Source organism: Streptomyces sp. URMC 129, assembly GCF_051386415.1.
In the GTDB taxonomy this organism is placed as follows: domain Bacteria; phylum Actinomycetota; class Actinomycetes; order Streptomycetales; family Streptomycetaceae; genus Streptomyces.
Genome location: NZ_JBPQTQ010000170.1, coordinates 1 through 10,026, shown reverse-complemented (window position 1 = coordinate 10,026; position 10,026 = coordinate 1). Strand labels below are relative to the sequence as shown.

Below are 10,026 nucleotides of genomic sequence, written 5' to 3'. Positions count from 1 at the left end.
GCCACCTCCGCAAACACCTCATCCCCAACCCGCCACACCACCCGCAACCCACGAAACACCGGCCCATACACCAACCCCAGCCCCGCGAACCGCTCGTACTGCCCCTCCACCTCGACCAGTTCGGCACCGGCAGGAGGCCAGGAGGAGTGGGTGCTGTTCGGGCTCGGTGTACCGGCCGTCACGGTTCCGGTGGCATGCCGGGTCCACGGCTCGTCGGTGTCGGCGCCCTCGGGGCGGGAGCTGATGTGGACCGAGCGCCGGCCTGAAGCGTCGGAGCCGCCCACGGCGACCTGAACGTGGCGCGCTCGTTCCTCCGTCAGCACCAGAGGGGCCTGCATGGTCAGTTCATCGATCTGTCCGCAGCCGACCTCTTGGCCCGCGCGCAGGGCGAGTTCGATCAGTGCGGTGCCGGGCGCGAGGATCGTCCCGTGGACGACGTGGTCCGCCAGCCAGGGCTGGTCGGCCGGGGACAACCGGCCGGTCAGAACCGCTCCTTCGCCTTCCGGCAGAACGACTGCGGCGCCGAGCAGCGGATGATCGGCCACGTCGAGCCCGGCACTGGCAAGGTCGCCTCGCACGCGCGGTGCCTCCAGCCAGAAGCGGCGGCGCTGGAAGGCGTAGGTCGGCAGATCGACATAACGAGCACCGCGTCCTGCGAGCACGCCGGCCCAGTCCACTTCCACGCCATGGACGTGCAGCTCGGCAACGGCCGACGTCAGCGCTGTGTCTTCCCTGCGGTCTTTCCTCAGGGCAGGCACCACGACGGCGGACTCGTCCACCAACTCCCGCGTCAGCGCGGCCAGCGTCCCACTCGGCCCCACCTCGACGAATGCGCTCACACCCTCCCCAGCGAGGCTTTCGACGGCATCGGCGAAGCGGACGGGTTCCCGCACTTGCCGCAGCCAGTACGACGGATCCGCCAACTCACCGGCAGACACCAGCCGGCCCGTCACCGTCGACACCAACGGGATGGACGGCACGCCGAACGACACCGACTCCAGCTCCGCACGGAACGCCGCCAGCATCGGTTCCATCAGCGGGGAGTGGAAGGCGTGGGAGACCGCGAGCCGCTTGGTCCTCCACCCGGCCGTCACCTCCGCGACCGCCTGCTCCTCACCCGACACCACCACCGAGGCCGGGCCGTTGACCGCGGCGATACTCACCCGATCCTCAAACCCGGCGAGCCGGGGCACGACATCGGCCTCCGACACCGGCACCGCCACCATCACCCCACCCGGCGGCAGCCCATCCATCAACCGCCCCCGCGCCGCGACAAGCCGCGCCGCGTCATCCAGCGAGAGCACGCCGGCCACATACGCGGCAGCGAACTCCCCCACCGAATGCCCACACACCACATCCGGCCGCACACCCCACGACTCCAACAACCGGAACAACGCCACCTCAACGGCAAACAACCCCGGCTGCACAGACACCGGAGCCTCACCCGAAGGCAGACCGAACCGGGCCCACACCTCATCAAACGCACCAGCGAACACCGGGAACGCGGCATACAACTCCCGCCCCATCCCCAACCGCTGACTCCCCTGCCCCGCAAACAAGAACCCCACCCGATGACCCGAGGCAGCTCCGCCGCGTACCAGACCGGCCGCCGACTCGCCGCGCACCAGGGCCCGCAGGCCGCCCAGCAGGCTGTCCGCGTTCACACCGACCACCGCCGCGCGATGCTCCAGGTGCGCACGCGAGGTCGCCAGGGTCCAGCCGATGTCCGTGAGGTCGGATTCCGGGTGATCGCCCGCGTAGGACAGCAGCCGCTCGGCTTGTTCGCGCAAACCGGCCGCGTCCCTGGCGGACAGGGTCCATGCCACGGCGGCCGTCGGCTCGGCGGAGCGCTCCGCGCCGTGCGGTGCGGCGGGCGGTGCCTCGATGACGACGTGGGCGTTGGTGCCGCTGACACCGAAGGAGGACACGCCCGCGCGGCGCGGGTGGCCGTTCTCCGGCCAGGCCACGGTCTCCGTCAACAGCCGTACCGCGCCCGCCGACCAGTCCACGTGCGGCGACGGCTCATCGACGTGCAGCGTGCGCGGCAGCAGCCCGTTCCGCATCGCCATCACCATCTTGATGACACCGCCCACGCCCGCAGCCGCCTGCGTGTGCCCGATATTCGACTTCAACGACCCCAACCACAACGGCCGGTCCCCGTTCCGCTCCTGCCCGTAGGTCGCCATCAACGCCTGGGCCTCGATGGGGTCGCCCAGGGTCGTGCCCGTGCCGTGCGCCTCGACCGCGTCCACATCCGCCGCCGACAGACCGGCACTTGCCAGCGCCTGCCGGATAACGCGCTGCTGCGAAGGCCCGTTCGGAGCCGTCAGACCGTTCGACGCACCGTCCTGATTCACCGCCGACCCACGCACCACGGCCAGCACCGGATGACCGTTGCGCACCGCATCCGACAGCCGCTCCACCAGCAACACGCCCACGCCCTCCGACCACGCCGTCCCATCCGCAGCGGCCGAGAACGCCTTGCACCGACCGTCCGCCGCCAGACCCCGCTGACGGCTGAACTCCACGAAGGTGTTGGGGGTCGCCATGACTGTCACCCCTCCGGCGAGGGCCATGGTGCATTCGCCCTGCCGCAGCGCCTGCGCCGCCAGATGCAACGCCACCAACGACGACGAACACGCCGTGTCCACCGTCACCGCCGGACCCTCCAGCCCGAACGTGTACGCCACCCGGCCCGAGGCGATGCTGCCCGCGCTTCCGTTGCCGAGGTAGCCCTCGAACCCGTCCGGGACGACGGGGAGTCGGGAGCCGTAGTCGTGGTACATCACCCCGGCGAAGACGCCGGTGCGGGAGCCCTTGACCGACTTCGGGTCAATACCGGCGCGTTCGAACGCCTCCCATGACACCTCCAGCAGCAGCCGCTGCTGCGGGTCCATCGCCAGCGCCTCCCGCGGCGAGATGCCGAAGAAGTCGGCGTCGAAGTCGCCCGCGTGGTGCAGGAATCCGCCCTCGCGGGCGTAGGTGGTGCCGTGGTGGTCAGGGTCCGGGTGGTACAGCGCCTCGACGTTCCAGCCTCGGTCGGTCGGGAAGCCGGAGATGGCGTCGCCGCCTCCGGCCACGAGCCGCCACAGGTCCTCCGGGGTGGTGACGCCGCCGGGGTAGCGGCAGCTCATGCCGACGATCGCGATGGGCTCGTCTCCGGCGGCCCCGGTGGTGACGGGAGCCGCAGGTCGCCCTGCCGGGGCGCGGGCGCCCGTCAGGTCCGCGTCCGCGCCGAGGAGTTCGGTGCGCAGGTGCCGTGCGAGTGCCTGCGGTGTGGGGTGGTCGAACACGAGGGTGGCGGGGAGGCGGATGCCGGTGGCCGCGTTGATGAGGTTCCGCAGCTCGATCGCGGTGAGGGAGTCGAAGCCGAGTTCCTTGAAGGCGCGGTCGGATGCGATGCCCGCGTCCGAGGCGTGGCCGAGAACGGTGGCGACCTGGTCGCGGACGAGGTCCAACAGGAGGCGCGCCTGGTCGGGTTCGTCGAGGGCGGCGAGGGTCCGGGCCAGGTCCGCCGAGGCCGGACGGGCCGTTCCGGCCGTTCCGGCGGTGGCGGTGCCGCTGCCCGAACCGGCGCGCCGCGCCGGGGGCGTGACCAGGGCCCGGAGCAGCGGCGGGACGGAGCCCGCCGCCGTGGCGGGTTGAGTGGCGGCGGCCAGGCCGGGCAGATCCAGCCGGGTCGTGCAGAGCACCGCGTCCGGGGCGCCGCAGGCCGCGTCGAAGAGAGCGAGAGCCTCTTCGGAGGCCATGGCGATGAGGCCGAGGCGCTTGGCGCGGGCCCGGTCAGCGGTGGCGAGTTTGCTGGTCATGCCGCTGTCCTGGGCCCACAGGCCCCAGGCCATGGATACGGCGGGGAGTCCCCGGGCGCGGCGGTGGCGGGCAAGCGCGTCGAGACAGGTGTTGGCCGCCGCGTAGTTGGCCTGTCCGGGGCCGCCGAGGGTGCCGGACATGGAGGAGAAGAGGACGAAGGCGTTGAGGTCGAGGTGCCGCGTCAGTTCGTGCAGGTGCCGGGCGGCGTCGGCCTTGGGGCGGAGCACGTGGTCCACCTGCTCGGGGGTCATGGAGGTGACCGGGCTGTCCTCGATGACGCCGGCGAGGTGCACGACGGCCTTGAGCGGGTGGTGGGGCGGGATGTCCGCGAGGAGCCCGGCGAGGGCGTCGCGGTCGGCCGTGTCGCAGGCGGTGATGGTGATCTCGGCGCCGTGGGCGGTGAGTTCCTCGCGCAGCGCGTCGGCGCCCTCGGCATCGGGGCCGCGTCGGCTGACGAGCAGCAGGCGCCGCGCGCCGTGTTCGGTCACCAGGTGCCGCGCCACGAGGGCACCGAGGACCCCGGTGCCGCCGGTGATGAGGACGGTGCCGTCGGGGTCGGCGGCGAACGGGGAGGTGGTGGTCGGCGGCATGGTCAGCACGAGTTTGCCGATGTGCCGGGCCTGGCCGAGGTCGCGGAACGCCTGGCGTGCGTGCCGGATGTCCCGGCAGGTGAGGGGCAGCGGCTGGAGGTGGCCCGCCTCGAAGAGGGCGACGATGGCGCGCAGCATCTCGGCCACGCGGGCGGGTTCGGCTTCGAAGGGGACGAACGGGCGGTAGTGGACGCCGGGGTGGGCGGCGAGGGCGGCGATCTCCGCGGGGTCGCGGAGGTCGGTCTTGCCGAGTTCGAGGAAGCGTCCGCCTTCGGTGAGGAGCCGTGCGGAGGCGTCGATGAAGTCGCCGGTCAGGGAGTTGAGTACGACGTCGATGCCGCGGTCGCCGGTGGCGGCGCGGATGCGGTCCTCGAAGTCGAGCGAGCGTGAGGACGCCAGTCGTGTCTCGTCCAGGCCGAGTCCGGCCAGGGCGGGCCACTTCCACGGGCTGGCCGTGCCGAAGACCTCGGCGCCGAGGTGGTGGGCGAGTTGGACTGCGGCCATGCCGACGCCACCGGCGGCGGCGTGGACGAGGACGCGTTCCCCTTCCCGCACCCCGGCGAGGTCCACGAGCGCGTAGTAGGCGGTGAGGAACGCGGCGGGGACGGCCGCTGCCTCCGCGAAGGTCCACCCGTCGGGCATCCGTGTGACGAGCCGGTGGTCCGCGACGGCGTACGGGCCGAATGCCTCGGTGATCATTCCGAACACGCGGTCGCCCGGCTGGAGTCCGGTGACGCCGGGGCCGGTCTCCAGGACGATGCCGGAGCCTTCGTAGCCGAGGGGCGCTGGCTCGGAAAACATGCCCGTGGCGATGAGCGCGTCGCGGAAGTTGACGCCCGCGGCGCGGATCGCGACGCGGATCTGCCCGTCACCGAGGGGGCGTTCGGCGGGGTCGGCCGGGCTCGCGGTGAGGGCGAGGGCGTCGAGGGTGCCGGGGGCGGTGGATGTCAGTCGCCAGCCACGGGCGCCGGGTTCGGGGGTGAGGGCGTCGTCGGGCCGGGTCCGCGTGAGGCGCGGCACGCGCGCGGTGCCGCGCCGCAGCGCGAACTGCGGCTCGTGGCCTGCCAGTACGCCGGGCAGCGCGGTCCACGAGTCGGGGTGGCCGTCCCAGTCGGCGAGGACGAGGCGTCCCGGATGTTCGGACTGGGCCGACCGGATCAGGCCCCATACGGCCGCCTGCGCGAGGTCGGGGGCGCGGTACGGCGTTCCGGCGTCGCCGCCGACGGTGACGGCATCGCGGGTCAGGACGACCAGCCGCGCGTCCGCGAACCGCTCGTCCGCCAGCCAGTCCTGCACCAGGGCCAGTGCGTTCCGCGCGCTCGCGTGGACGTCGTCGCCCGGGACGGCGGCAACAACGGCGTGCGGGGCGGGTGTTCCGGCGTCGAGGGCGCGGCCGAGGGCGGCCAGGTCGGCGTGGTGGGTGGCCTGGGCGGCGGCCCCGGAGGGCACGGCGTGCGCGGGGTCCGTGGGGTCCGTGGGGTGGGTGACGTTCGCGAGGTGGGCGATGGTGTGCGCCGGGTCGGGGTGACCAACGGTGGCGGGCAGCCAGTCGAGCCGGAAGAGCGAGTCGTGCGCCGCGCGGCGGGTGGTGGCGGCGAGGGTTTCCCGCAGGCGGTCGGCGGTGAAGCGGCGCAGGGCGACGGTGCCGACGGTGGCCACGGGCAGGCCGTGGTCGTCGGCCACGTACGCGGAGACGGCGTCGGGACCGGCCGGGGCGATCCTGATCCGCACGGCCCGCGCGCCGGTCGCGTGCAGGGTGACGTGCTGCCACGAGAAGGGCAGCAGGCAGTCGCCGGTTGCGGTGCCGGAGAGCAGGCCGAGCCAGGAGCAGTGCATCACGCCGTCGAGGAGCGCGGGGTGGAGTCCGTACGCGGCGCCGTCCGTCTCGTCGGGCAGCGTGGCTTCGGCGTACAGGGTGTCGCCGTCGCGCCATACGGCGTGCAGGCCGCGGAAGTTCGGGCCGTAGCCGAAGCCGAGCGCTTCGAGCCGGTCGTAGAGCACGCCGTGGAGGTCGTCGGCGTGGATCCGGGCCGCGCCGGGCGGCGGCCAGGTGGTCAGGTCGAACGGCTGGCCCGCCGTGGGGGGTTGCTGGGGGGCGAGCCGGCCGGTGGCGTGGCAGGTCCAGTCGGCGGACGGGTCGTCGTCGGCGCGGGAGGAGATGTCGATGGTGCGGCGGCCTTGTTCGTCGGCGGCGCCGAGGGTGATGCGGAGGGCCGCGCCGCCTCGGTCGGGCAGGACGAGCGGGGCTGCGAGGGCGAGTTCTTCGAGCTGTGCGCAGCCGGTCTCCCGGCCCGCGCGCAGGGCGAGTTCGACGAATGCCGTGCCGGGGAGGAGCACGGCGTCGAAGACGGCGTGTTCGGAGAGCCAGGCGTGCGCGGCCCGGGAGAGGCGGCCGGTGATGAGGTGACCGCCGTCCGGCAGGCCGACTCCGGCCGTGAGCAGTGGGTGCGGGACGGGGCTGAGGCCGATGCCCGCCGCGTCGGCGGAGGTGGGCAGCGGCAGCCAGTAGTGCTCGCGTTGGAAGGCGTAGGTGGGGAGTTCGAGCCGGTGGGCGTCGTGGCCGGCGAAGAAGCGGTCCCAGTCGACGGGGGCACCGTGTGTGTGGCAGGCGGCGAGTGCGGTGGTGAGGGCGAGCGGTTCGGGGCGGTCGGGTCGCAGGGCGGGGAGGGCGGTGGCGGTGCCGTCGAGCAGGTCCCGGGCTGAGGCGGTCAGGGCACCCCCGGGGCCGATCTCCAGGCAGGTGGTGACGTCCTGGCCGGCGAGCGCGGTGATGGCGTCCGCGAAACGGACCGGTTCGCGGATCTGGCGCACCCAGTAGTCGGGGGTGGCCAGTTCGTCGTCCGCGACGGGTCGGCCGGTCAGGGTCGAGACCAGGGGCAGGACGGGTGTGCTGAAGATGACGTCCGCCAGTTCGGTGCGGAACGCGGCGAGCATCGGTTCCATCAGCGGGGAGTGGAACGCGTGCGACACGGACAGCCGCTTGGTCCTCCACCCGGCCGTCACCTCCGCGACGGCCTGCTCCTCGCCCGACACCACGACGGAGGCGGGGCCGTTGACCGCGGCGATACTCACCCGGTCCTCGAACCCGGCGAGCCGGGGCAGGACATCGGCCTCCGCTGCCTGCACGGCCACCATCACCCCACCCGGCGGCAGGGCACCCATCAACCGCCCCCGCGCCGCGACAAGCCGCGCCGCGTCCTCCAACGGGAGCACCCCCGCCACATACGCGGCGGCGAACTCCCCCACCGAATGCCCGCACACCACATCCGGCCGCACACCCCACGACTCCAGCAACCGGAACAACGCCACCTCAACCGCGAACAACCCCGGCTGGGCAAAGGCCGTCTCATGGAGCGCCTCGGTTGTCAGGACGTCCCGCAGCGGCCGGGGCAGGTGGGCGTCCAGGTGCGCGCACACCTGGTCGAACGCGTCCGCGAACGCCGGGAATGCCGCGTACAATTCCCGGCCCATGCCCAGCCGCTGACTGCCCTGCCCGGAGAAGAGGAACGCGGTGCGGGCGTCGGGCAGGGCGGTTCCGCGGACCACGCGGGGCACGTTGGCGTGCTCGCCCCGGGCGAGGGCCCGGAGGCCGTCGGTCAGCTCGTCGCGGTCGGTGCCCACGACGGCCGCGCGGGTTTCGAGGGCGGCGCGGGTGGTGGCGAGGGAGAGCCCGATGTCGGCGGGGCGTGCGTCGGGGTGCTGGTCGAGGTGGGTGAGGAGCCGCTGCGCCTGGGCGCGCAGGGCGGTGGTGTCCTTGGCCGAGAGCGGCCACACCGCCGGAAGCGCTTCGGCGGCGGGCTGGTCGGAACGACCGTCCCCGGACGGACCGTTGTCGGGGCGGTTGTCGTCGTCGGGGGCCTGTTCCACGATGACGTGGGCATTGGTGCCGCTGACGCCGAAGGACGAGACGCCCGCGCGGCGCGGGTGGCCGTTGTCCGGCCAGGCGACGGCCTCGGTCAGCAGTTTCACCGCGCCCGCCGACCAGTCGACGTGCGGGGACGGCTCGTCCACGTGGAGGGTGCGCGGCAGTAGTCCGTTGCGCAGCGCCATCACCATCTTGATGACGCCGCCGACACCCGCCGCGGCCTGGGTGTGCCCGATGTTCGACTTCAACGCGCCCAGCCACAGCGGCCGTTCGGCGGGGCGGCCCTGGCCGTAGGTGGCGATCAGGGCGTCCGCCTCGATGGGGTCGCCCAGCGACGTGCCCGTGCCGTGCGCCTCGACCGCGTCCACGTCTCCGGTCGACAGACCGGCGGCGGCCAGGGCCTGCTGGATGACGCGTTGCTGGGAAGGCCCGTTGGGGGCCGTGAGACCGTTGGACGCGCCGTCCTGGTTGATCGCGGAGCCGGGGATCAGGGCCAGCACGCGGTGGCCGTTGCGGCGGGCGTCGGAGAGGCGTTCGAGCATCAGCATGCCGACGCCTTCGCCCCAGCCGGTGCCGTCGGCCGCCGCGGCGAACGCCTTGCAGCGGCCGTCGGCTGCCAGGCCGCGCTGGCGGCTGAAGCCGACGAAGGCGCGGGGGGTGGACATGACGGTGACGCCACCGGTCATGGCGAGTGCGCATTCGCCCTGCCGCAGCGCCTGGGCCGCGAGGTGGAGGGCGACCAGCGACGACGAGCACGCGGTGTCGACGGTCACGGCCGGGCCTTCGAGGCCGAACGTGTAGGCGAGGCGGCCGGAGACGACGCTCGCGGCGCGGCCGGTGAGGAGGTAGCCCTCGACCGCGTCGGGCACCTGGTGGAGCAGGCCGGACGCGTAATCCTGCGCGTAGTCCTGGCCGTTGGAGCCGATGAACACGCCGGTGCGGCTGCCGCGCAGCGTCGCCGGGTCGATGCCCGTCCGCTCGAACAGTTCCCAGCCCACCTCCAGCAGCAGCCGCTGCTGCGGGTCCATGGCCAGGGCCTCGCGGGGCGAGATGCCGAAGAACGCGGCGTCGAACTCACCGGCGTCGGGGAGGAAGCAGCCCTCGCGGACGTAGCTGGTGCCGGGGTGTTCGGGGTCGGGGTCGTAGAGGGAGTCCAGGTCCCAGCCGCGCCCGGCGGGGAAGGCGCCGAGGGCTTCGCGGCCTTCGGCGAGGAGTCGCCACAGGTCTTCGGGCGAGCGGATGTCGCCGGGGAAGCGGCAGCTCATGCCGACGATGGCGATCGGCTCGTCGCTGTACGGGCGTTGGCCGCCGTCGGTCGTCGCCGGGCCGGCGGACGCGGCCGGTTCGGCGGGCCGCTGGTCCTGGCCCGTGATCCGGGCGTGCAGGAAGGCGGCGAGGTCGGTGGGGGTGGGGTGGTCGAACACGACGGTCGTCGGGAGCCGGGTGCCGGTGGCGGCGGAGAGCCGGTTACGGAGTTCGACGGCGGTGAGCGAGTCGAATCCGGCTTCGCGGAACGCCTTTCCGGGCGGGACGGCTTCGGGTCCGGCGTGGCCGAGGACGGCGGCGGCCTCGGCGCGCACCACATCCACGACGGCGCGGGCGCGTTCGGCCACGGGGAGGGCGGCCAGCCGCTGGACGAACGGGGATGCGCCGTCCGCGTGCCCGGCACGGCCGTCGGCACCGGCGGAGGTGGTGGTGTCGCGGGCGGTCAGGTGGCGTTGGGCGTCGGGGAGTTGGCGGAGGAGGGCCGGGGCGAGGGTG

The 10,026-nt window shown here is 73.5% G+C and carries 1 protein-coding gene; it reads right to left on the bottom strand.

Annotated features, from left to right (window positions below; genetic code table 11):
* On the bottom strand, positions 1-10,026 hold a 10,026-nt coding region (locus ACSNOC_RS25405; protein WP_436749906.1), incomplete at both ends, for an SDR family NAD(P)-dependent oxidoreductase.